This window comes from Agrobacterium sp. 22-210-1 (assembly GCF_053522525.1).
Genome location: NZ_JBNWCI010000001.1, coordinates 1,875,205 through 1,896,388 on the forward strand (window position 1 = coordinate 1,875,205; position 21,184 = coordinate 1,896,388).

The window sequence follows — 21,184 nt, forward strand, 5'->3', positions numbered from 1 at the left end:
TTCCGGGTGACTAACGTGAGGGGGCAGGATTTGGTTCCCACATATAATGATATGCGGGCGGCAGAAAATATACGCCCGCCAAATTTACGCGTGGCCGGCATCGGTGGAGAGCATGCGCGCATCAACGCCCATCAGGGCCAGCGCCCGCTCATATTTATTGTCCAGCCCGCGATCGAAAATCAGATCTTCCGCCGCCGGGCAGTTCAGCCAGCCATTATTGGCGATCTCGTTTTCCAGCTGGCCGGGTCCCCAGCCGGCATAACCGAGCAGCATGGTGGCCCTTTGCGGGCCACGGCCGTTGGAAATGGCGCGGACGATATCCAGCGTCGCCGTCAGGGAAATATCGTCGCTGACCGGAATGCTGGATTCGCTCAAGTAATCATCGGAATGCAGCACGAAGCCACGGCCGGATTCGACCGGTCCGCCGCACTGGATGGGAAATTCGCGGGTACGGTTGGGTAGCATGATGGCGTCATTGCTATCCACCAGTTTCAGATGCAGCAGAATGTCCGTAAACGTGATCTGCTGCGGCCGGTTGATGATGAAGCCCATGGCGCCGGCATCCGAATGGGCACAGATATAGATCACCGCACGGGCAAAATTACCGTCGTCCAGCCCCGGCATCGCCATGAGGAACTGACCGTCGAGAAAGCCACGTTCGCGTTTGTCCATCAGGGTTGAAAAGCTCACCGGCGCCTCCAGCAGACCGAATTCCGTGATTGAACGGAAAACGGCGTTCGCACTTCGACAAGGGACAGGATGCGGCATAGCGTGCCATCAATCAACCGAAAATGATGAACCCCACGAATTCGTAACTGGTCGGCCGGGCAATGTTGGGTTAGACGGGAAGCATGAGCGCCAGGACATTCTTCCGATTTTCACATCTTCGTTTCGCGGCCCTGTTTGCCGCTCTCCTCGGCGGCGCGCAAGCCGCCCGGGCCGAAATTACCGATTGGGCCAGAAGCGAAGGCGGCCAGATGCGCGTGGCAAGCCTTGCCATGGATGCGGACGGCGTGGTGCGCGGCGTATTGCAGATTGAGCCGAAAGACGGCTGGATCACCTATTGGCGCGAGCCGGGAGAAGCCGGCATACCGCCGAAGATCACGCTTGATCCGGCAAGCGGTGTTACGCTTGCCACCATGGCCTATCCCGTTCCCAAGCTCATCGAAAATGGCGACATTACCGATATCGGCTACGACCATGCCGTCAGCCTGCCTTTTCAGCTGAAAGCCGCCGACCCGGCGGCCAGCGGAAAGATCGACCTCACCGCCTTTATCGGCGTGTGCCAGAATATCTGCATTCCCTTCGAGGCGACATTCTCGATCGACCGTGGTAATGCGGGTGATGACGATGGCGAGGAACGGCGTCTGCTGGAGGAAGCCCGCGAAACGCTGCCCGAAGCCGCCTCCGACGATTTCAAGGTCACCGATTTCCACATCACGCCCGACAAGACCATGCTCGGCGTGCAACTGCAATTGCCGGAAAACGCGCCGAAGGAAACCGAGATCTTCATCGCCGGTCCCTCTGGCTTTGCCTATTACGAGCCGCAGAACATGGTGCGCGACAAGCGCAAGCTGTCCTTTTACATGAACATCAAGGGCCTGCCGAAAACCTATCAGGTGCCGGGCAATAGCTGGCCTATCCTGGTCAAATCCGGCGACCGGGCCATGGAAACGATGCTGAATTTTCCGAAGCCCTGAGCGGTTTTCGCAAGGAGCCGAGCGGCCCTTTCGGTTAAGCAATTTAACTCGAAAACCGCATGACAGATTTCATTTCCGTGCTCTGGAGCACGTCTGAACGGAACCATCGGGACGTGCTTCATTTCTTTGTTTTATCGCATTATCCGGACGTAAAACCGCTACGCACTTTTACTGGAAATGCTCTATAGTCGCGCCAACCGAACGACCACAGGAGCATGGACATGACCATCAAGATCGGCGAAAAACTGCCTTCCGCAACCTTCAAGGAAAAGACGGCCGACGGCCCGGTGGAAACCACCACGGATCAGCTTTTCGGCGGCAAGAAGGTCGTTCTTTTCGCCGTACCCGGCGCTTTCACCCCCACCTGCTCGCTGAACCATCTGCCGGGTTACCTCGAAAACCGGGACGCCATTCTCGCCAAGGGCGTGGATGACATTGCCGTGATCGCCGTCAATGACTGGCACGTCATGGGCGCATGGGCACAATCCTCCGGCGGTCAGGGCAAGATCCACTTCCTCGCCGACTGGGACGCGGCCTTCACCAAGGCGCTTGGCCTCGATGCCGATCTTTCCGGCGGCGGGCTTGGCGTGCGCTCCAAGCGTTATTCGATGCTGGTTGAAGACGGCGTGGTGAAGTCGCTGAATGTCGAGGAAAACCCCGGCCAGGCGACCGTTTCTGCTGCTGCGGCGATGATCGAGCAGCTTTAAGGGCGGCTCTGGCGCTCTGTCCGTGACAATGAGTTCTTCACCCCATCCTCCGTCATGCCGGACTTGATCCGGCATCCAGCCACGGCGCGTCTGCGCCGTGGAAGAGTTGTTTCAGCCCAAGGACTTGGGCTGGCTGGACCCCGGATCTAGTCCGGGGTGACGGTGTGCTTAATGATACAAGATCGCCAGACACACCACATTGTGTGGCGCGCCGCTGCCTTCTGGACACAAATGAAATAACTTCTGGACAAAAATTTTTCTAGCACTTGGAAAATCGCCGGTAGTCGCCCCTCTTATGATTTTGATGAGAATATGCGTCCGCTGCGCATTCGATTAGCGCTGCCAAAACGGCTTCCTTGTTGTGCCTGACTATAAGCAGCCCTAACTCCCGATTGAGTTCATCTTGTCGGTTAGAGTAATAGATGAGCAGATGATGAACCTTGTTTACAAGTGATTCCCTGCTCATTTTTTATCCTTTTGGGGGCGAGAATGTTTTCTGTTCCAAGTACCTGCGGCCGCTGTAACGAACTGGTCGATTTTCACTTCAAAGCATTGTTCGATCACACTCAGAGGACACCAGAGGAAGTCAAAAAGCTGCGTGATCTGGATAGGCAAAGTCCGATGCGACGGCAGCTCCATGTTCAAGTGCTTTCCGATGGCGATCTCTTGAGCGCTTCCGCATTGTGTCATTGTCCAAGGTGTAACGGTCCTGCGCTGATCGTATTCAAGGCGGAACGTGCCACTTACGAAAGCATCAAGAATCTTATTACCAAGGGCGATGGCGCGATACTCGGCGGGTTCAAATCTATAACTGTCGAAGAGGTCCACCCCGCTCCTGCGAGGCCTGATGCTGACCCCCACTGGCCAGAGGAAATTACACGCCAGTTCGTAGACGCGCAGAACATGCTGAACCAAGGCATAACGCCATCTATAATCACGGGAGTATGCCGCACCGTTCTCGACGTGGTCACAAAAAAGCTGGGAGCAAAAGAAAGCGACACTCTTTTCAAACGCATCGAATTTTTGCGCGATAGTTCGGTGATTACTCAGCCCATCAGTGATTGGGCGCACGCGTTGCGTCTGGATGGGAACGCCGCGACCCATGACGCTGTTGGCGATGCAAATGAAGCGAGAGAATACATCGAGTTTCTGCGGATGTTTCTCAATATGGCCTTTGCATTGCCAGCGCGAATTGAAGCGAAGCGGCAACATTCTTAGCATCCGTTTTTTACATCGCGCAGTTCGATGAATTCCTTCAGGTGCTGCATCACGAGGTCAGCGTTTTCCATAATGCGCATGCAGTCGAACCAATCGAGCGCCTTGGCATTCGGGTTGCTTGTAGAATTCGGAAGCGCCCAGTGAAGATCATGGGCTTTCGCTCGGTCCAACTCTTTTTCCAAATGGCCATTGTCGGCGCGGTAGCATTCAACGCGTTTCATGAATGGTGCCTTTTAAGAGGTTGCAAAACCGGCCTGCCGGTGCTTTTAAAAGTCGCCCCTTGATGAGTGGGGCAAAAGAACCCGTCCACGGCCTCGGACAGTGGACGGGTTTTTTCGTTAGATAATCCTGACGTGTTCTATGACGAACCAGATCAGCCAGCCCATGCCACCAATCAGGGCAAGCACGCCGCAGATCAGGCCGAAGATGGCCAGATAGAATATTTCGTTCATGCTGCCGCTCCTTCAGGCCAGACAACGGCGGCGACGGCTTCTGGCGTCTCCGCTGAATTAACGCTGGCGGTAAGTGTCGCCAGAGCCGTCTGGCACTCAACGACATGTGCCTTGCCGTTTCGGCCCGCCTGCTGAATTTGGGGCGCATTGTGCATTTTCCAACTCCAGAGGCCATCGGCGTCGCAAACCCAAAACGGCGTAATCCAGTCGGCGGGCAGATTGGGCAGCAAGCTGTCCGACACAGACCCCATCATGTTGATCTGGTCTTTGATATTGGACGGATATGTGTGCACCGCCCCGAGAGCATTTGATTGATAGCCGCCAACGATGGCAGCTTCACACGCTGCACTAAGGTCGGCTATTTTGATTTTTCTCGCACGCTCTAAAAGTTCCGCTTCTGTCGGTGGCGAAGGTGGCGAAAGTTGCCCGTCAAGAACTGAATATCCCTCCGTTGCCAAGCAAGCCAGCCACTCGGCGTCCGTGATTTCAATGGCGTTTACGCCATCGGGAACCGGGCTGTCGATGCTGTCGTAAAACCCCGTGATTTTTCCAAATTCGTCAAATGCCGCGTATTTCTGTCCCATGATCAATCCTCAATTGCCTAAAGCGAACCAGCCGAATGACGGGAAAGAAGACCCGCTGTCGTACCAACCAAATCCTGAAGACCCCCAATTGAATGACAGGGCATAATTCGCTGAGTTGGTCGCAGAACGACTTCCCCACACACCCCGGCACCCATTTGGAAAAGCGATGGGAAATGAACCGGAGCCGCTGTTTTGCGATCCTGTGTTCGTTACGAAACCCCATTGGAGTATCTGCCCCGTGGGCAGCTTTTGATATCCAGTCGGTCCAAAAGCAGAGGAGAAACCGGCCGCAGTGGACACGAGGCTCAATATGCTAACGGACCCCATGGGTTGAACCATCGACGGAGGAGACGCCCATTGACCTGGGGTCGTTTCCGCAATGAGCGCATACCCCACAACCCGGTAGGGACTGTTAGCGACAGGGGCGGCGGAATAAACGACGTTGGCCGAATTTGCACCGCCACCTATTGCAGAAGACGATATCACCCCGGTTTCATCAAGGTTCAGGCTTCCTGTCGTCGTGGCGTGGACGATCCCGAGAGTCGGTGAACCGTTGTTGTAGAGGACGAGGATCAGGACTTGGGAAATTACGCCGCTAACCGTTCCTAGAGTAGCGCCCGCCGGAACTGTCAGCGACAGGGGGTTGGAACTTACCGACGATATCGAGCCATTTGCAGCAGAAGCCGACCGGAAAGAAAGATTACCGCCAGCCCACCCCAGCGTGAGAGCATTTGCTGCAACAGATGCTGATACTTGGTGCAACTGCTGGGGGATAACGCCAGTCGCGGGATTTTTCAAAATCCACACATTGGAGGACAGATCGTAAGTCAGTTCCATCCAGTAGCCGCCCGAGATATCGCCGGGGGCGAGGTTCAGATTTGCGCCCTTTTTGATTGGGGCCGCAGCAATGAGACCCGAGTTAGGCGTAAATGTCGGGGTTATTGTCGCGTTGGCTGCGGAGGCGCGGACCCGCACGCTCAGGCCGTTGACCAACAATAAGATAGCGGGGGAGAAAGATGCGGTTATGGCATCTGCCGTTCCTCCTGCAGCAGCGGACATCCACTTGCCGGACTGCGTATCGATTGCCAGCTTTTCCACATAATTACCGCCGACACGTTCGAATACACGGCCATCCGGGAGACTGACGCCGTGACCGTCAGGCGGCGCAATGAAATTCCAGCTCGTACCGTTCCACTCGGCAATTTTGCCGATATTCGCAGCCCAGATGCCGGTGGCGTTAGAAGGAACAATGTAGCTGTCGCCCACGGCCGGATTGCCGGGCGCGCTGGAGAGCGTCATGGAAAGCACGGGCATCCACGGCAGACGCATGAGTTGGCCCATCGGAACCTTGCGGTTTTCAACCCAAGCCCGTGTCGCAAACAACAGGGAAGGATCGACCAGCAGGGTAACATTGGCGTTCTCGCCAATGATGATCTGGAATTCGTACCGGATATCCTCAAGCTGGCCTTCAAGCGCGGTCGGCTTGTACTGGCTGACGGGCTTGGCGACGGCGATCATCGACCCAGCCTGATCGAAAATCCCGAACTCGCGCATCCACCAGCCACCGGCATTGGTCGGGATAATTGCCGTGACCAGAATGGCGGACGGATTGTCCGGATCGGTGATGACGCTTTCGACCGGCGTGCGCCAGACCTCGCGAACCAGCGCGGTCGCGGCGGCGGTTGGATTGGTATCAGCACCATTGCCGTCACCGATGGCAAAATGGGTGATAACAAGCGGATCACCACCGGCTGCACTCTCTGCCAGTTTGATCTTGCCGGTGGTGGTGACGAGCGAAAAATAAGCCTGCGCCATGCCTCAAGCTGCCTTTGCGTTGATGCGGATGCTGCGGAGCGCATAGGCTCCGGTCCCCGCGAAGGTGGAAATGGAATAGGCCTCGTCCCCGAGCTGCGGGGCCGTGATGCGAACGGTGCGCCCGCGCCGGGAGGATGCGCCAAGGTAAAGGGTCGCTTCGCCGCGCACGCCGTACTGGATGGCGATGTCCTGGCTGTGCCTTTTGGCGGCCGCGATGATGCGCGCCGCCGCCTTCTGGTTCGGCAGATCGAGCGGCGCATGGCCGTTGATGACGGTGTCGTTGATGAACAGAACGACCTTATGCGTGTCGTGATACGCCTTCGGCTCTTCCTGCCACCATTGCGTCCAGCGCGCAGAAACGCCGATTGTTTCTAACGCTTTCCGCACGCCCGCGACGGTTCCGCGCATCGCGTGGATCTCGGGTGCGGCGTCGATCATGGCGCGCAACAGATCCTCGCGCATGTCGGGAGAGATAAAATCCAGCAAAGCGGCTTCCACCACCATGATCGGCAACAAGGCGGCCGGAGCGGTGAAAGCGTCCTGAACGACCAGCGCGGACGGCTTGAAGGTAGCGAGCGTCTGCGAAAGCGCCTCGATATAGTCACGGTCGCGCTGGTCGCTGATGCCAGGAGGAACAAGGATGGCGGGGATGAAATCACTCATTCGGCACCACCACGATATTGACCACAAGCGATGCCAGAACCGGGAACTGGTGGGCGGCAAGGTCGAAAAAATCGAAGCTGGTCAGCTTGGCGTCCGCGACACGCGGCAGGGCTTTCAGGGCTGACGTGATGACGGACGGCGCGATCTGCGCGCCAAGTTCCTGCGTCCAAGGTTGGAAAGCCGCCTGCGCCACACTTTCGAACAGCTCCTGCTGACCGGCCGCCGTCTCGCGAACGCGGACGGTCAGCACCATGTCGAAATTGACCGGCTCCGGAGAATGAACAACGACATAGTCGCCCATCGGGCGGCGGGTGTTCGGATCGAGGTAGGCGAGAATGTCCGCCTTCAGCTCATTCGAAGGTAGGCCGGTTTTCATGAGCGGATAAATGTCGATATGGCCCGGTTCCGGCCGGATGACCGCAACATCCACGATCTCCGGATTGACCGCCATGACATGCTCGCGATAGCCGTCACGCGGGCCAGCCTTGCTGATCGTATGAAGGGCGTTGGCGGCGCGAAGACGGAAACGCTCCTTCTCCTCGATGTCGGTTCCGCCCGAAATGTCCGTCAGATTGCTGGCGCTGGTGACGAAAGCGACGGGGTCAAGAATATCCGTCACCTTGCCGATGCCGAGACCGTTCCATGTCGCACCGGTTGCCGTTGCGGTGGCGGCCACATTTGCGGCAAGCATTCCGGCCGGGATGACGAGATCGGAATCGGTGGCGAAGGTCACGGCGTTGCCAGCGCCGACGCGGGTGCCTTTCGGAATGACCGTATCCAGCAGTCGAATGGTGGACACGCGAAACTCGATTGTGGTGACGGCCGCCTGTGCCAGAAGCCGGAAGGTCGCGACGTTGGCGGCACGGTTTTCGAGGTGGACGCCTTCAGAGAAAACGACCGTGTTCTGAAGAACGCCTGTCTGCGCCGCCTCGTTGAGCAGAGACAAGGCATAGGCCGCAACTTCGATCAGGTACATTTCCGTCTGCGCAGGATAGAGCGTGCGGTTGGCAACCGCCTCGAACTTAGCCTTGAACTGCGCCTTCAGCACAGAAGGATCGCGCTCGAAGAATTCCGGAGCGCCGCTTTCGCGAAGCTCTGCAAGTGTGCGCTTGACCGGGTCAGCCATTATAAACGACCTCCGTAATCTGAAGATCATCCAGCACGGATTGAACCGGTCGCCAGAAAACCTGCGTCTGGAAATGGGAAAACTGCACCATGGCGACTACGACGCGCTCGACAGTGACACGCGGCTCCCAGATGGTGATGGCGTCCCAAATCTCGCGGGTCAGGTACGGAATGCCGACATCCGGGTGCCGGTCAATGGAGCCGAGAATGTCGACGCCCTTTTCCGGTTCGGTCGGAACGGAGCCTTTCGGCGTCAGGATAAGATTGGTGATCGACTGCGACAGGTCTTCGACCGCCGTGACGATCTCGCCATAGGTGTCAGGCGCAATAGCGGTCTTCGGATCGGCGCGGCCGACCTTCATGGACCAGTGACGGTGAGTGATTTTGTCCTTGTCGATCATGCGGAGAGAGTGCCGCACGCCACAAACAAAAATGACCGGAACTCGGTTCCGGTCAATCGCTGAAGGTGAGGAAAGGTTAGCGGCAAAAGCCGGAAATGACAAGCCCGCGCCCTAGTCGCATTCCCATTTCGCAGCACCGGAGATCAAAGCCGCGCCGCATCCGCAGATGTCGCCATCGCGGGCAATGGGCGCGCCTTCGCAATTATACTTTCCCGAGGCAGAGACAATGGGCGTGACGCCATGGCCGGGAATGGGGCAGGAATGCATGTCACCCTTGCGGGCAATCAGCGCCCCTTCGGCGCTCCAGTTCGCGGCACTGGTGATCACGGTACCGCCATGGGTGGATGTGTCGCCAAGACGGACGATCTTCGGCATCAGGCAAGGTGTCCTTTCGCGGCTCTCACGGTAAATTCGCCCGCCGCTTCGATATTGACGCTGCCGGGGGTTTTGATGTCCACATTGCCGCTGCCCGTTTCCAAGCGAATGTGCCCACCAGCGAAGGTGAGAACAATTTGGTCATTCGCGTTGCCTGACGGCGCATCCTTGGCATTGTAACGCGAGCCGATGATGCAGCCGCTTTCGCCTTTGGCGTCCATGGCGCACCACACCTCGTCTTTCTCACCGGGCATCTGGAAGGCGGAAACGCCGGTCGATGATTTGGCAAGCACGTCGATCCATTGCGTCACCAGCTCGTCTTCGTCCTCAAACTGAACCTTGACGCGCATCGCCTTCGGATCACGGTCAACGACGATGCCGCGCCGTGCTGTCGGGTTCTGCCCGTATTCATTATCGCTTCGCTTTGACAAGCTCTGCCCCCGTTGCATAGCCGCTGCGGCTCATGGTGTGTCTGGAACTGTCGATGACCAGAAGCGCGTCATACCGACCGAAACCGCTGGTCTCGACCACGACACCGGCGACGGCCGACACATTACCGACCATTTCGACTGATCCGGACAGCGATTTCCGGTTTTTGCGATGCAGGCGGGATTTGGCGAGCTTTTCGGCCTGCGCTGCATTCTCGACCCGCTCTCCGGTGATGTTGAGCACGTCGCCGGTCGTTACGTCGCCATCCTCGACTTCGGCTTCGATCTTGGACTTCTGGTTTTCGTCCATGGCCGTCACCTTGGCCTTGGAATAGGTTTTGTCGGTCTGGAAGCGGAACCGATAATCCAGCAGTTGCATGCCGAGCTGCGCATGGCTGATCGTCAGGGCGGCGGCGCGGCCGTCCACGGATTTGATGCTGGTAAAGATCGCCCGTTTGGCCCGCACGCTGAAATAATGTCCGGTGTCTTCGGCAAGTCGCGTTAGAAACTCAAGGTCGCGCTCCCGGCGCTGGGTGACGCGCTGAAAGATTTGCTCCTCGATGTCACCCTCGACCGACAGGCCGTTGTCGCCCGCGACCTTTTCCACGATCTGGCGTAGAGACTGCTTTTCGAAGGCGCGGGTCTTTTGCGTCCGGAGAGGCTTGGAGATCGGCGCGGCAAGCCCGCGTATTGTCATGGTATCGCCACTGCGATTGCCCGAAGCTTCCGGCTCATCCATTTCGAAGGTGCCGCACGGAAGAACGCCGCCCGCACCATCATAAATGGTGAGCGTCATGGTGTCACCCTTTTCGGGAAACCAGCTGTCCTTCCAGAGGCCGTCTTTGTCCTGCACGGTCACATCGATTTCATCGATCTCGCCATGCGCCTTGTCGGTATAGGTGATGGACGTGGTCATGGGCTTGATATCTGACGAGATATCCACGCCCCTGTAGAACAGCGAGAAATAGGGTTTCGTTGCCATCAGGAAGCTCGCCAGATCACAACGAGACCGCCAATGAAGCCAGCGAGGAACTGAAGCGCGAAGGCCGTCAAGAGATCGACCTCATGGAAAATCGATACTACCAGCAAAATGATTGTCACAATGGCAGCGGTAACGAATCCTCCGATCAAAAAGGTGATAGTTACCATGGCGGATGCAAGTTTTTCGTCCATATCAAACTCCATAGTCTGGATTGTCGCGCTTCCACGGTGGCAGCAGGCTGGTATTCGTGGCCTCTTCCTCAATCACCGGAATTTTGAGCGTAACGCCTTGCGGCAGCATCAGCGGCTGCACAGCCAGGTCATCAAGGATCAGGTGCCTATTCGCTTCCAGAATGACCGTCTGCTTGTACTGGTCACCGTAATAACGATAGGCCAGCAAATCCCAGCGGTCCCCGGCAATCGTCCTGTGCTCGAAATACTCTCCCGTCAGCTTGACCGTCATTTGCGCACCTGCGGATTGGTGGTGGCGCTACCGGAGAGCGCCGTGGCGCGGCTCTTGGCAATGGAGGTCAGTTGCGCGAACAGGCCGCCTGCCAGCGGGTCTTCGAGCAGGCCCATGGTGGCCTCAATTCTAACGGGGCTACCGCTGCGATTGGTCTTCGTGATCCCGAGCGACAGGCTTTCGATGACATAACGCTTGCCGGTAAAAGTGCCGTCGCCAAGCGACAGGGGCAGCGGTGATTTAACGGCGAATGCAATTTCCAGCTTCGCCAGTTCGGCGGCCGGATCGCAGAATTCTTCAGAAAAGAAGAAGCTGAAGGACTGCGTATCCAATTCTTCGCCAATTTCCTGAAGCGCCGGTTTACCCCGCGTGGTGGCGTGCTGGACGAACGTTCCCGCCCGCTCGATACCGTGCGACACGGGACCGGTCAGCGGCGCAACGCCGAAGGGAATGGAGCCGAGAAGGTAGATCATTGGCTCATGTTTCCCTTCTGCCCCTGCGGCGATCTTCCTCTTCCATCATGGCCGCAAATTCCCGGCCACTTTCCCGCAGCGCGTCCATCACGGCCTGCTTGATATCGGCGGGGGCACCGGCTCCGGGCGGAACCGTCACAGACGGCTGGAAATTATAGACGTTGCCGGAACCACCCGACGCGGCGGACTGGACGGAAGCGCGGGCAACTTGCGCACGGGCGGCGTCAGCGCCGGTGGAGGCTGTTGCAACGTTCGGCGCGGAGATCGCGGCGGCCGCCATGGTCGCGGCCGATGCGGCGCGCATAGCCTTGACCATCGGCTCAGCCCGGATCGACCCCGCTATAGTTTCCCCGAATTTGAGCCGATGAATGTCCGAAAGCGGCCCGACTTTCGCAGGCGAGGACGGCAGGTGATCGCGTATCGTCTGCGTCATGCGTTGGATTTCTTCGACCACAACAGCAGCACGCGCCCGCATGCCCGCCGCCATGGTGTCCATCAGGGCTGCGCCCTGATCATAGAAAGACACCCCGGCAAGATAGCTGCGGGCCTGACCGATGACATCCGTGATGGACGGGACTAGTTTGGCGGCGGCAGCGTCCAGCTCGGCAAGTTTCTGCATGGCTACGGTGGCGTTTTCGCGCAAGGCCACGGCATCCGTCATGGTTGCGGGCGCAGCGGCCGCCTCTTCGGTGTCGCCGCTGAAGCTCAAAACGGACTTAACCTTTTCCCATGCTGCACCAGCTCGGGCAGCTGCACCGTCGATCAATCCGCCGAGTGCGTCGGAAATCCCGGCCCATGACTTCTGAATTGCCTCGACCGGTGACCATTCAAACAGGGCTTTGATCCGCGACCATACAGCGTCCACGGCGGCAAACGCGCTCTCCACCGCCCCTGTCGCGGTCGTGGACAGGCCAGCCCAAAGCCTCGAAATCGTCTCAACGGGAGACCATTCAAGGGCGGCCTTGAGATTGGTCCACACCGCTTCTACGAGGCCGCGTAGCGCCTCAATACCCATTGCCGCGAGAAGCTTATGGGCGTCCCAAAGTTGGGAGAGTACCGGCATGGGATCGAAGCCCAGCCAGCCCTTGACCGTATTCCAGGCATTGGTGGCAGCGCTTGCCATCGCGTTCCAAAGATCGATGAAAAATGCCTTGATCGGCCCCCAATTAAGATAGATCAGAGCAGCGCCGGCGACGATGGCGGCTATGGCAAGCGTGATCGGATTGGCCAGCAGCGCCGCGCTCAGCATCGACAGACCCATGGCGATCTGGACGAGACCGGCCGCCGTGGAAATCAGGATCGGCGCGAAGGCCATGCCCGCGAGAATACCGGCAAGGCGCTCCCATCCACCGACATATTCAGCGGCGACGGAAAGGTATTCGCCAAGGCGGGACAGTACCTGATAGACGCCATTGGCGAACTCCCATGCAGCAGTCAGAACGGTAACGAGGCGGTCGCTGATGTAAGACGCCCATTGCTGAAGGGTGCCATCATCCGCCATGCGGTTGACGGTCGCCAACACCAATTCAAGTTTCGACTTCATCCAGTCGAAAAGGCCAGCGTTCATAATGGCAAGCTGGAACTGCATCCATAGATCACCAAGATTGGAGATCATGCCTTCCCAAGTTCGGGACAGTTTGTCCATCGCCCCGGAAAAGCGATCGGACATGATTTTTTGCAGCACTTTCTGGATGCCACCGGGGTCCGACGCCAGCGCTTTCGCGATTCTCTTTTGGCCGTTGATGGTGTAGGAATAAGCAATCTCGTCGCCATCCTTTGCGGCACGGATACCGAATTCCTTGAGGCGCTCGTTTTCACCCGTTACCGCGTCCGCAATAGCTTCCACGGCCTGTTCGAGTGGCTTACCCATTGCAGCGGATGCATCGCCAAGATCGCGCAGAAGGCCGGTGGTGGGATCAAGACCATATGCCCGCAGCTTCACGAAGCTGTCCATAACGCCGTCCAGTTCGTACGGCGTTTTTGCGGCAAAGTTTGTTACCCATGTCATAGCCTCTTTCGCTTTGGCGCTAGACCCTTCAGTGGTTTCGAGGATGGTCTGGAATTTCTCAAACTTCGCGGCCGTGCCTATCAGTTGGCCCGCAGCCAAACTCGCAGCACCAACTGCGACGGTCGCAACACCTGCGGCAAGTGCTAACCCACGAAAGGTTTTTCCGGCTCCGGAAGCAACTTGCCCGAAGCCTGATTTCGCTAACGCAACGGTCTTATTATGAAGCGCAACCGTAGCACGCGCTGCTGCCTGCGCTCCTGCAACAACGCCGTTGTACGCCGAGCGGGCGATGGAGCCGATTTTCGAAAGTACAGATGCATGACGTTCCGTGGCACGTGTGGCACCGGCTGAAGCGGCTGCGCCAGCTTTCGCGCCCGCCCGCATGGCCTTTGCCGTTTTCTCTTCGGCGGCCTTGAGCTTGTTCATGATTTTGCTGGCGCGATCTACGCCCTCGAAAATCATCTGGAACTTCATGCGCGTGCGTCTCCGGTCGGGACGGAATACCCCGGACCAGAGATCGCATTTTATCCTGTGGGAAATGACCGGAACCCGGTTCCGGTCAGCCTTTACTGGCCGCTTTTATCGCGTCGGCCTTCGCCTCTTCCAAGGCGACTGTTTCTTCATACCAGAAACAGAATTCATCTTCATTCATTGCATCAAGGTAACGCTCTGTCCAGCCTTGCTGCACCATCATGACGTGCTGCGCCGGATCGGACAGTTTTATGCCGTCTGCGTCGTCCCGTTTCCCTCGCCGTCTTCACCAGCGCTTTCGGCTTCGTCATCGCCGCCGAAGACTTCACCGATCAACTGGAGGGTGTCGCCAGCGGACAGGAGTTCGGAAACTTCGGTGATGTTCAGCTTTTCGCCTTCGAAGAGGACGGTTTCCGCGACAAAGGCAACCTGCGCCTTGGCATGATCGCGCTTGGCAATGCGCTGTGCCCGCATCCATTTGCCGTGATTGATGAACTTGGGGACCGTGCAAACGACGCCGCTTTCATCCAGTGTCACGGTGCGGTTGCCGGTATTGGCATCCTTGTGCGCCTTCAGCTTGGCGCGAACGCCGGTGAGTTTCGTTTGTGCTGCCACTGTTGTCTCCTGTGTGACGTTAGAACTTGAAAGAAGGGCCGCACCTCTAACGCGGCCCGACAGGCTGGAAGGATTGCCCCGTCAGCAGCGCATGCGGGTTTCGATGAAGTTGAGCGCGTCTGTCTTCAGGCTTTCGGCATATTCAGGGGCAAGAGGGTGCGCCGTCCTGACTGCCTGATGCCAGGGCATGAATTCGTCCACCCCCATGGACGCGCTGGGGACGGGGGAAACATGCATGACGAACGGATTGAAATCGTCGGCGCTGACGATGATGCTGTAGAAATCGCGCTCGCTTTCCGTCGCGGCCGGAACCGGCGACGTGAAGAAAAGGGAGGCGAGCATGAAGGTCACAGCGCCAACCACCGCAACATAGGGGAAATATCGCTTTACCATAGGTTCCTCAAAAGGGGTTCAAGGTGTGTCGGGACGCGCTATCAGCGCGGCCAGACGTCTTCGCCATTGATGCGATAGATGTTGTTCCACGCATCAAATTCGATGATCGGAGTTTCGCCGCCGTAGACCGACTGCTTGAAGGAGCTGATCGAGATATCGTGCTCCTGCCCGAGATTTTCTCCGAGCTTGGCGGTGCGGCCGCCCGTCTTCATCATCTGGAAGCCGATATGGGTGATCAGCGTATGGGACTGGTTGCTGTTCAGACCTTCGCCATCGAACACATCGACGTAGGAGTGAAGCTGGAGCTTGTGCACCTTTGTCGGGTTGAGGATCGTGCGCGACACTTCCTCATCAAGCCACTCGAAGGTGATTTTGCCGTCAATCGCCTGCACCGGGCGACCGGGCAGCTTCAGGACGCCGATCATGCCGAGTGTCTGATGCTCGATCTCGGCATGGGCGATTTCGCCCATGTCCAGCTCCGTCACGCGCCCGCAGACATCCACCTCGTTGATGTAGCAGTCGGACTGCGTGATCTGACCGATTTTACGTGCCATGGATTATGCCTCCTGTCAGGCCGCGAGCGAAAGCGCGTTGGAGATGAATTTCGTATCGACGTAAGAGTCGATGGTGATGCGCTCCATGACCGAAATCGGGTGGCATTCGAGCCGGTAATAGAATTTTCCGTCCGCGATCTGCTCGGCGGTGTTTTTCTGCCGGTCGAAGCGGAAGGTGCCGCCGTAGATGGCGATGCCGGTTTTCGAGCGCAGATAGGCGTTGACGCCTTCTTCGGCCGCCTCGACGGTCATGGGTGAACCAAGGCGATCCACGTAATTCATCGTGTAGAAGATGATCGCCTCGTGGATCATGTCGAGGATGCGGCGGGCATGAATGAAATTCTCGACATGCGACGAGGTCGGGAAAGCCGCCGAGCGGTTGCCGAATACCCGGATGCCGGTCGCAAACGAGCGCATGGCGGTGACGATCCCGGCTTCGTTCAGGAAGTTGGTGTCGTTCTGGTAGTCGGACGGATAGAAGTTGATCGGCACTTCGAGATCGACCACGCCCTTGATCTCGCGGTTGGACGGCGAATTCTGCCAGCCCTCGTTGAGATCGGTGGCGACGATGATACCGGCAAGCCGCGAAGACAGCGGATCGAGCCGGGTTTCCGCCGCCCCTGTCGTGTCTTCGATAACGACATGCGGATAAGTCAGCACGACGCGGGCGCTGGACGTATTTGCCGTGCCGGTTGCACCGCGTGCTTCGACGGCCTGCTGTTTCGTCAGGCCAAGCGGCAGGTCGGCAATCGCCAGCGCATGAAGGCGGTTGGCAACCACATCCATCTCGGCGCGAACCGTCGCGGCCGGCGAATAGCCAGGTGCGATGATGAGCTTCGGGAAATAGCCGAACTTGCTGTAGCACTCGTAGGCGCCAGAAAAACCGGAGGCGAGACCGGCCGCCGAGATCGTGCCATTGATGTCAACAGTCGTCACCTTGGAAGGATCGGGGTTCGCGCCCTCCTTGTGAACGTCCGGATCGAAGACGTTGTTGACGATGATCGTGCCGCCGTCACCCTGATCGAAGATCGCATCGAGCGCGGCCGGGATGGTGTAACCGGCCTTGTGTTCGCCGAACGCCGCCGCACCTTCCGACCGCGAGCGGACGATAACGCGCTTGTTTATGTAGTCTTCCCGCGCCAGAGCCGTGGCATGCACGTCCTGAATGGGGGCCGTTCCGTTGACATAGGTGACGGCGGATTTCACGTCGCGAACGACTGTCACGCCGTCCTTGTGTTCGATGACTTCCGGGCCGTGGTGGAAAGTTGCCGCCATGTATCAGGCTCCTTCAGCGGATGTGTCGGCAGGCGCTGCCTCATCATCGCCGGTTTCGGCAATGAGCAGCTTCCGTTCGATCAGGTTTTTGACGATGTCGTTTTCGTCCGGCAGATCGGTGTAAGACGTGCCGGGAAAGAGCATGCGGGTGGTTCCGGCCGCTTCCAGCGGTGTGATCGGACCACTGTAGCGGTAGGATTTGCGGTTCACAGGCTGCTTTGCCATGTCCTTCTTTCCTTCAGGGTGTTGGGATTGCGGGGCGCATGAACGGCGCGGGTGACGGATTGCTGCGGGCGACCGCCGGGATCGGAAGGGACAGGCGGATTTCCCAGCGCCAGACGCCGTCCTTCTCTTCGATCAACTCGTCACGGGTCATGATGGCGGGGCCAGCACCGGCAAAGGACCGACCCTGCACGGCAAGGCGAATGTCTTCAAGGTGGGTGTAAGCGCCGCCTTCACCACGCAACGACCGGACCAGCAGGACCAGCGACCATTCCATGGCGCGGGCCTGTGCGGTGTTGGAGGGACCTTTCGGAGCCGCGTAACGGGAACCGGCATAGTGGATGAGCAGCGCCGCTGGCAGATTGGAAAAGTCGTAGAGCTTCGGGTTGTTCGGGAAATTCTCAACCTTGCACTGGCCCGAAACATTTTCCTTCAGGTGCGGAAGAAGCGCATCTTCGATCTGTTCGATGATGAGCGGCGGGCGGGCGTTGCGCAGAACCTCGCTCATGAGTTCCACCCGTACAAAATACCGGCCACGCGGGAAGGCGGAATAATGGCGTCAACGCGGGTCGATCCAGCCTCGCCATTGATCGGCTCGCCAGCAATGGGAAGCTCGAATTTCCCGGTGGCAACGGCCTTGATGTTTGACATGGCGGCGTCATGGCGCTCGCGCACGGTGGTTTCGACCTGCCCCTGTCCGCCCGACTTGTCGCGCAGGCGGTAACGGGCAACATCACCGATCAGGCCCTTGACGAGCTGCGGCGTGGTTTCCAGGGTCAGGGTTTCGATGACGGCGTAACGGGCGCGGGAATAGCCGACAAGGATATCTTCGGCAAAAGTGATGGCGGTTTCGATCTTCGCCACGTCGAGCGTGCGACCGGCCATGTCGTTCAGATTGCCGATGCCCGCGATCTGCGAGACTTCGGCAAGGCCGAACATCGTCGTAAATTCGTCAACCGTTAGAAAACGTGGCATCGGAGGGTCCATGGGTGAGAGTGAAAACGAGCGGGATGGATGTGGTGCACCATCCCGCTCGAAAGGCCCGGCTTGGGAGACTTCGGAACGGGCCTTATTTCGGGGTTTTGGCGGGCTTCGCCTTGTCTGCCGACTGTTCGGCAAGCTTCGCCAGTTCGGCCTGCGCTTCCGCCAGTCCGGTTTCCGCATCGGTTTTGGCCTGCTTTTCGGAGGTCAGAGCGGTTTCGAGATCCGCAACCTTCTGGCGCTCGTCCTTCAGTTGGTTGCTACAGGCGTTCAGGGCGGCAAGCCCCTTTTCTACCGCCAGCTTGTGATCCGCCAACTCGGTAGAAAGACCGGTAATCTGCCCTTCCAGTTCAGCAACCTTCAGCCCGTGTTCCGCCTTCAGGACATCGATCCGGCCTGCGGCGGCATCTTCCACCGCCTTCTGGAAATCGCTCTCCAGTGCGGTGTCCGACATGTCGAGCGCATTGGAAAGCTGCTCGGCAAGCTCGGGATTGATGACCCCAGAGGCAGCGAGCTGGAGGGCCAGCGTCGGAGTGACGGTGACGGTCTTGCCGCTCGGTTCTCTAACGCCGTTGACCTTGGCGGGGCCGGTGAGTGTGACGGAAATGGTGTTTTCGTCCATGATCGTCCCCTATCAGGCCGCAGCCGCGCCAGCGTTCTGAAGAAGGAAACCGGCTTCCGCCCCGGTGATGGTCGGGCGGCGCTCGATGGTGGTGGGATAAATCCACGAACCGTTGCGATCCTCGAAATACGGCTTGTTGACCTGCGGATAGCCGTTCAGCTCGTAGGTGTAGGCGTAGCTCGGCACCTGGAAATTGTTGCCCTGCTCGGGAACATACGCGAGGATAGCATCGTCGCCCCAGACATCGTTGGCGAGCGCGCTATCGTCAGCCGTTTCCGGCAGATAGACGGCAGCGCCGACGACCACCTTCTTCAGGTCAAAATATGCCGCCAGCATCTCGACCGTGATGCTTTCCTTGGAGGTGTACTTGAACTGCTCCTTGATCTTCGGATGGTTCTTCAGGGCATTACCGGCATTCGGGCCGAGCGCCAGCGTATTGGGGTAACGGCCAACGGAGCGGCGAATGGCCTCCTTCGCGGCGTCGATATCGGATTTTGGATCGGAGTTCGGGTCCGTCCAGCGATCATCGCCCGCCAACGCCAGCTTGTGGTTGCCATCGTACCTGGTCGCATCGCGGGCGAGCTTGGCGGTATCGACCTCCAGCGTGAGATCAAGAACGTCCAGCACCATGTTGACGGCCCCGGCCGCAAGGTCGATGCCGGGAATGATTTCGGCTTCCTGCTGATGTTCGGTTGGGACAACAGCTTCAAGGCTGTCCTGCGCCAGAGACACCGGATCATCGGCATAACCGTACTGGATGCGCTTGCGGTCAGCACCCGGCGCACGGCGGGTGTTGAGGAGGCGGAAGCTCTCCTTGCCGAAACGGATGGTGCGCATCGAGCGGTTCGGGATCGTGACACGCGGGAAAAGCGCGCTCGAAATGAAGGTGGAATTGCGATAACCGCGAGCATGCGTCGAAAGGATCGGATCGACAACAGCAGCGGTACGCTGGTTCAGGACATTGTTACCCATTCGGAACTGGTTCCTTATTTCATGAATACGGTGACGAATTCGCCATCGGCCGCAGCAGTGAGCGCACGGGCGAAGACGTTGACGGATGCGCCGGCAGCGGTCTTGACGCCTCCGGCCGCTGCGGAAATGAGCTTGTCGCCCTTGGCGATAGCGCCACGAGCGCGCAGGCGGGCCGTGCCGATCATCATGCCCGCGACGTCGAGACCGACCGTTGCAGGGGCCTGCGCCATGGCTTTCACCGGCGCATCATCGACGGTGATCTTGGCGTCGTTGAAATCGACCAGATCGTAAGCCGCGAAGGCCGTGGTGGCCGTCAGCGTCTCGCTGTAGAGGGAGTTGAAAAACTGCATGTCGGAAAACTCCTGTCAGGAAACGGCGCGCACGGCGTCGAGATAGTCGGTGCCCGGATGCTGGCGCTGATAGGCTTCCGCCTTGGCATGTAGCTCCATGCCGCCCGGATCGACCTGTTTGCCGTCAGCGGAGAAGGAAGCAGGGCGGCCGCCGGAACCGGGAATTTCCGGCATGTCGAACGCACCGAACGAAACGATCTTCGGCTGTGCCGCCAGAATGTCGCGGAGCGCCTTGGCAACCGGGACGGCGGTTTCACCGGCCGCGAACGACACGGAGGTTTCGGCAGGCAGGGCGTCAAGGATCGAAACGACCTTGTCCTTGCTGTCGGGCAGAAGCTTTCCGTCAGAAACGAGACCTTCGGCAAACGAGACATTTTCGGCATGGGCGGCGTCGGCTTCGCGCTTCTTGATGCGCTCTTCACGCACTTTCAGATCGGCTTCCTGCGCCGCAAAGGACGTATTGGGGGTGGTCACGGGGGCTGGCTCCTTCAAAGGGGGAACAACGGGGGCGGAAAATGACGTGCGGGAAATGGGCTGCTTTTCGATCTCGGTTTCCGAGAGCCATTCGAGTCGGTAGGCGGGCAGCGCCTTGTCGGCATCTTCCATGCCGAATTTCTCGATGATAAAATCACGCAGCGACCGCATGATGCTGGCGGTTTCCTCAAAACCGCGTTCCCCGAAGGACGATGCAAAGGTGGCACTGCCTTCAGAGGAGGAAAACGCGATGTTCTTCAGGCCGGAGACAGCCGGGGCAGCGCCGCCGAGAAAACCGATATGTTTCGGATACCACGTGCCGGGGGTGGGGTTGGCCGGTTGATCCGGCGAAAAGAGCTGAAGCGATACCTTCTTGTAAGCGCCTTTTTTGACCTCTTCGGCAAAGGCCGGATTGATCTCGTCAACGGTCGCATAAAGACGGTTGGTCGTGGCGTCGAAATCGAAGCTCTTGGCCCACGCAAAGGCGGGTGCATCTGTCGAAGGATGACCGACGACAACAGGTGCTGGCGCAGTCTCATAATCGTAACCGTCCGCCATCGCCCTCAGATCGGCGGCGGTATAGGTCAGCTCAATGCCTTCCATCGACTTGAAGGTGCCGGGGCGGAAAACTTCGATACGGGCAGTGGCGGAAGCGGTGGTCATGTCGGCTCCAGAAATCATCTGAAGCGACCATGCGGCACGCCGAAAAAGAAAATGACCGGAACTCGGTTCCGGTCAGGCGTACTTGGCTTGTGGGCAGACAATGCGCCATGTCGGGAATGGTTTCAAGCCCGGATCGCATCCCGAATGCGGGAGCAAGGCCGCAACCGGCTCACAGCCGGTTTCTAACGCGTCTCTAACG

The 21,184-nt window shown here is 58.5% G+C and carries 29 protein-coding genes; 3 read left to right on the forward strand and 26 right to left on the reverse strand.

All coding sequences use genetic code 11. The annotated features are described in order from the left end of the window. Positions 1–84 precede the first annotated feature (84 nt). Positions 85–690, reverse strand: a complete 606-nt coding sequence (locus ACQZ5F_RS09390; RefSeq protein ID WP_046798927.1) for a YqgE/AlgH family protein — start codon at positions 688–690, stop codon at positions 85–87. Positions 691–851: 161 nt separating this feature from the next. On the opposite strand from ACQZ5F_RS09390, the gene ACQZ5F_RS09395 reads away from it, so the two are divergent. The 3 genes from ACQZ5F_RS09395 (at position 852) to ACQZ5F_RS09405 (ending at position 3,625) form a co-directional block, all read left to right on the forward strand. After that, entirely contained in the window at positions 852–1,700 is an 849-nt protein-coding gene (locus ACQZ5F_RS09395) for a protein-disulfide reductase DsbD domain-containing protein (protein WP_225245338.1), read from the forward strand. Between the two features lie 221 nt (positions 1,701–1,921). Continuing rightward, the gene (locus ACQZ5F_RS09400; RefSeq protein ID WP_046798514.1) at positions 1,922–2,407 is read left to right on the forward strand and encodes a peroxiredoxin; all 486 of its coding nucleotides are present in this window, start codon (positions 1,922–1,924) and stop codon (positions 2,405–2,407) included. 489 nt (positions 2,408–2,896) lie between these two features. Beyond that, a complete protein-coding gene (locus ACQZ5F_RS09405) occupies positions 2,897–3,625 on the forward strand; it encodes a DUF4145 domain-containing protein (protein ID WP_448730534.1) in 729 nt (242 codons plus the stop codon). Here the strand turns inward: ACQZ5F_RS09405 and ACQZ5F_RS09410 are convergent. From ACQZ5F_RS09410 to ACQZ5F_RS09530, 25 genes are all read right to left on the reverse strand, one after another. Then, positions 3,622–3,846, reverse strand: a complete 225-nt coding sequence (locus ACQZ5F_RS09410) for a hypothetical protein (RefSeq protein ID WP_448730533.1) — start codon at positions 3,844–3,846, stop codon at positions 3,622–3,624. The genes ACQZ5F_RS09405 and ACQZ5F_RS09410 overlap by 4 nt on opposite strands. A gap of 227 nt (positions 3,847–4,073) precedes the next feature. Continuing rightward, positions 4,074–4,661 (reverse strand): DUF4376 domain-containing protein, encoded by a 588-nt coding sequence (locus ACQZ5F_RS09415; RefSeq protein WP_448730532.1) that lies wholly within the window; start codon positions 4,659–4,661, stop codon positions 4,074–4,076. 9 nt (positions 4,662–4,670) lie between these two features. Beyond that, entirely contained in the window at positions 4,671–6,476 is a 1,806-nt protein-coding gene (locus ACQZ5F_RS09420) for a phage tail-collar fiber domain-containing protein (RefSeq protein ID WP_448730531.1), read from the reverse strand. 3 nt (positions 6,477–6,479) lie between these two features. Continuing rightward, positions 6,480–7,139, reverse strand: a complete 660-nt coding sequence (locus tag ACQZ5F_RS09425) for a phage tail protein I (protein WP_448730530.1) — start codon at positions 7,137–7,139, stop codon at positions 6,480–6,482. Then, a complete protein-coding gene (locus ACQZ5F_RS09430; protein ID WP_448730529.1) occupies positions 7,132–8,265 on the reverse strand; it encodes a baseplate J/gp47 family protein in 1,134 nt (377 codons plus the stop codon). Before ACQZ5F_RS09430 ends, ACQZ5F_RS09425 begins: the two co-directional genes overlap by 8 nt. Beyond that, positions 8,258–8,665 carry a GPW/gp25 family protein gene (locus tag ACQZ5F_RS09435; protein WP_448730528.1) on the reverse strand — a complete coding sequence of 136 codons (408 nt, stop codon included), beginning with the start codon at positions 8,663–8,665 and terminating at the stop codon, positions 8,258–8,260. Before ACQZ5F_RS09435 ends, ACQZ5F_RS09430 begins: the two co-directional genes overlap by 8 nt. Positions 8,666–8,776: 111 nt before the next feature. Further along, a complete protein-coding gene (locus ACQZ5F_RS09440) occupies positions 8,777–9,040 on the reverse strand; it encodes a PAAR domain-containing protein (RefSeq protein WP_448730527.1) in 264 nt (87 codons plus the stop codon). Then, the gene (locus tag ACQZ5F_RS09445) at positions 9,040–9,471 is read right to left on the reverse strand and encodes a hypothetical protein (RefSeq protein ID WP_448730526.1); all 432 of its coding nucleotides are present in this window, start codon (positions 9,469–9,471) and stop codon (positions 9,040–9,042) included. Before ACQZ5F_RS09445 ends, ACQZ5F_RS09440 begins: the two co-directional genes overlap by 1 nt. Then, positions 9,452–10,450, reverse strand: a complete 999-nt coding sequence (locus ACQZ5F_RS09450) for a phage late control D family protein (RefSeq protein ID WP_448730525.1) — start codon at positions 10,448–10,450, stop codon at positions 9,452–9,454. Before ACQZ5F_RS09450 ends, ACQZ5F_RS09445 begins: the two co-directional genes overlap by 20 nt. Next, complete coding sequence (locus ACQZ5F_RS09455) at positions 10,450–10,641, reverse strand: hypothetical protein (RefSeq protein ID WP_448730524.1); 192 nt, start codon at positions 10,639–10,641, stop codon at positions 10,450–10,452. The genes ACQZ5F_RS09450 and ACQZ5F_RS09455 overlap by 1 nt, the downstream gene beginning before the upstream one ends. Position 10,642: 1 nt before the next feature. Beyond that, positions 10,643–10,912 (reverse strand): tail protein X, encoded by a 270-nt coding sequence (locus ACQZ5F_RS09460; RefSeq protein ID WP_448730523.1) that lies wholly within the window; start codon positions 10,910–10,912, stop codon positions 10,643–10,645. Next, the gene (locus ACQZ5F_RS09465) at positions 10,909–11,385 is read right to left on the reverse strand and encodes a phage tail protein (protein WP_448730522.1); all 477 of its coding nucleotides are present in this window, start codon (positions 11,383–11,385) and stop codon (positions 10,909–10,911) included. The genes ACQZ5F_RS09460 and ACQZ5F_RS09465 overlap by 4 nt, the downstream gene beginning before the upstream one ends. 4 nt (positions 11,386–11,389) lie before the next feature. Next, positions 11,390–13,867: a tape measure protein gene (locus ACQZ5F_RS09470; protein ID WP_448730521.1), complete on the reverse strand. Its 2,478-nt coding sequence runs from the start codon at positions 13,865–13,867 to the stop codon at positions 11,390–11,392. An 85-nt stretch (positions 13,868–13,952) separates the two neighbouring features. Continuing rightward, positions 13,953–14,087 (reverse strand): hypothetical protein, encoded by a 135-nt coding sequence (locus ACQZ5F_RS09475; RefSeq protein WP_448730520.1) that lies wholly within the window; start codon positions 14,085–14,087, stop codon positions 13,953–13,955. 26 nt (positions 14,088–14,113) lie between these two features. After that, complete coding sequence (locus tag ACQZ5F_RS09480) at positions 14,114–14,479, reverse strand: hypothetical protein (protein ID WP_448730519.1); 366 nt, start codon at positions 14,477–14,479, stop codon at positions 14,114–14,116. An 81-nt stretch (positions 14,480–14,560) separates the two neighbouring features. Beyond that, positions 14,561–14,872 carry a hypothetical protein gene (locus ACQZ5F_RS09485; RefSeq protein WP_448730518.1) on the reverse strand — a complete coding sequence of 104 codons (312 nt, stop codon included), beginning with the start codon at positions 14,870–14,872 and terminating at the stop codon, positions 14,561–14,563. 41 nt (positions 14,873–14,913) lie between these two features. Continuing rightward, on the reverse strand, positions 14,914–15,426 hold the full coding sequence (locus ACQZ5F_RS09490; RefSeq protein WP_107326995.1) for a phage major tail tube protein: 513 nt from the start codon (positions 15,424–15,426) through the stop codon (positions 14,914–14,916). Positions 15,427–15,441: 15 nt separating this feature from the next. Then, complete coding sequence (locus ACQZ5F_RS09495) at positions 15,442–16,701, reverse strand: phage tail sheath family protein (protein ID WP_448730517.1); 1,260 nt, start codon at positions 16,699–16,701, stop codon at positions 15,442–15,444. 3 nt (positions 16,702–16,704) lie between these two features. Further along, a complete protein-coding gene (locus ACQZ5F_RS09500) occupies positions 16,705–16,926 on the reverse strand; it encodes a hypothetical protein (protein ID WP_448730516.1) in 222 nt (73 codons plus the stop codon). Between the two features lie 13 nt (positions 16,927–16,939). Further along, positions 16,940–17,431 (reverse strand): Gp37 family protein, encoded by a 492-nt coding sequence (locus ACQZ5F_RS09505; RefSeq protein ID WP_448730515.1) that lies wholly within the window; start codon positions 17,429–17,431, stop codon positions 16,940–16,942. Next, positions 17,428–17,898, reverse strand: a complete 471-nt coding sequence (locus tag ACQZ5F_RS09510) for a phage protein Gp36 family protein (RefSeq protein WP_448730514.1) — start codon at positions 17,896–17,898, stop codon at positions 17,428–17,430. The genes ACQZ5F_RS09505 and ACQZ5F_RS09510 overlap by 4 nt, the downstream gene beginning before the upstream one ends. 94 nt (positions 17,899–17,992) lie before the next feature. Beyond that, complete coding sequence (locus ACQZ5F_RS09515) at positions 17,993–18,526, reverse strand: hypothetical protein (protein ID WP_448730513.1); 534 nt, start codon at positions 18,524–18,526, stop codon at positions 17,993–17,995. Positions 18,527–18,538: 12 nt separating this feature from the next. Then, a complete protein-coding gene (locus ACQZ5F_RS09520; protein ID WP_448730512.1) occupies positions 18,539–19,498 on the reverse strand; it encodes a major capsid protein in 960 nt (319 codons plus the stop codon). Between the two features lie 14 nt (positions 19,499–19,512). Then, the gene (locus tag ACQZ5F_RS09525; RefSeq protein ID WP_448730511.1) at positions 19,513–19,848 is read right to left on the reverse strand and encodes a hypothetical protein; all 336 of its coding nucleotides are present in this window, start codon (positions 19,846–19,848) and stop codon (positions 19,513–19,515) included. A gap of 15 nt (positions 19,849–19,863) precedes the next feature. Further along, a complete protein-coding gene (locus tag ACQZ5F_RS09530; RefSeq protein ID WP_448730510.1) occupies positions 19,864–20,985 on the reverse strand; it encodes a hypothetical protein in 1,122 nt (373 codons plus the stop codon). Between the last annotated feature and the right edge of the window lie 199 nt (positions 20,986–21,184).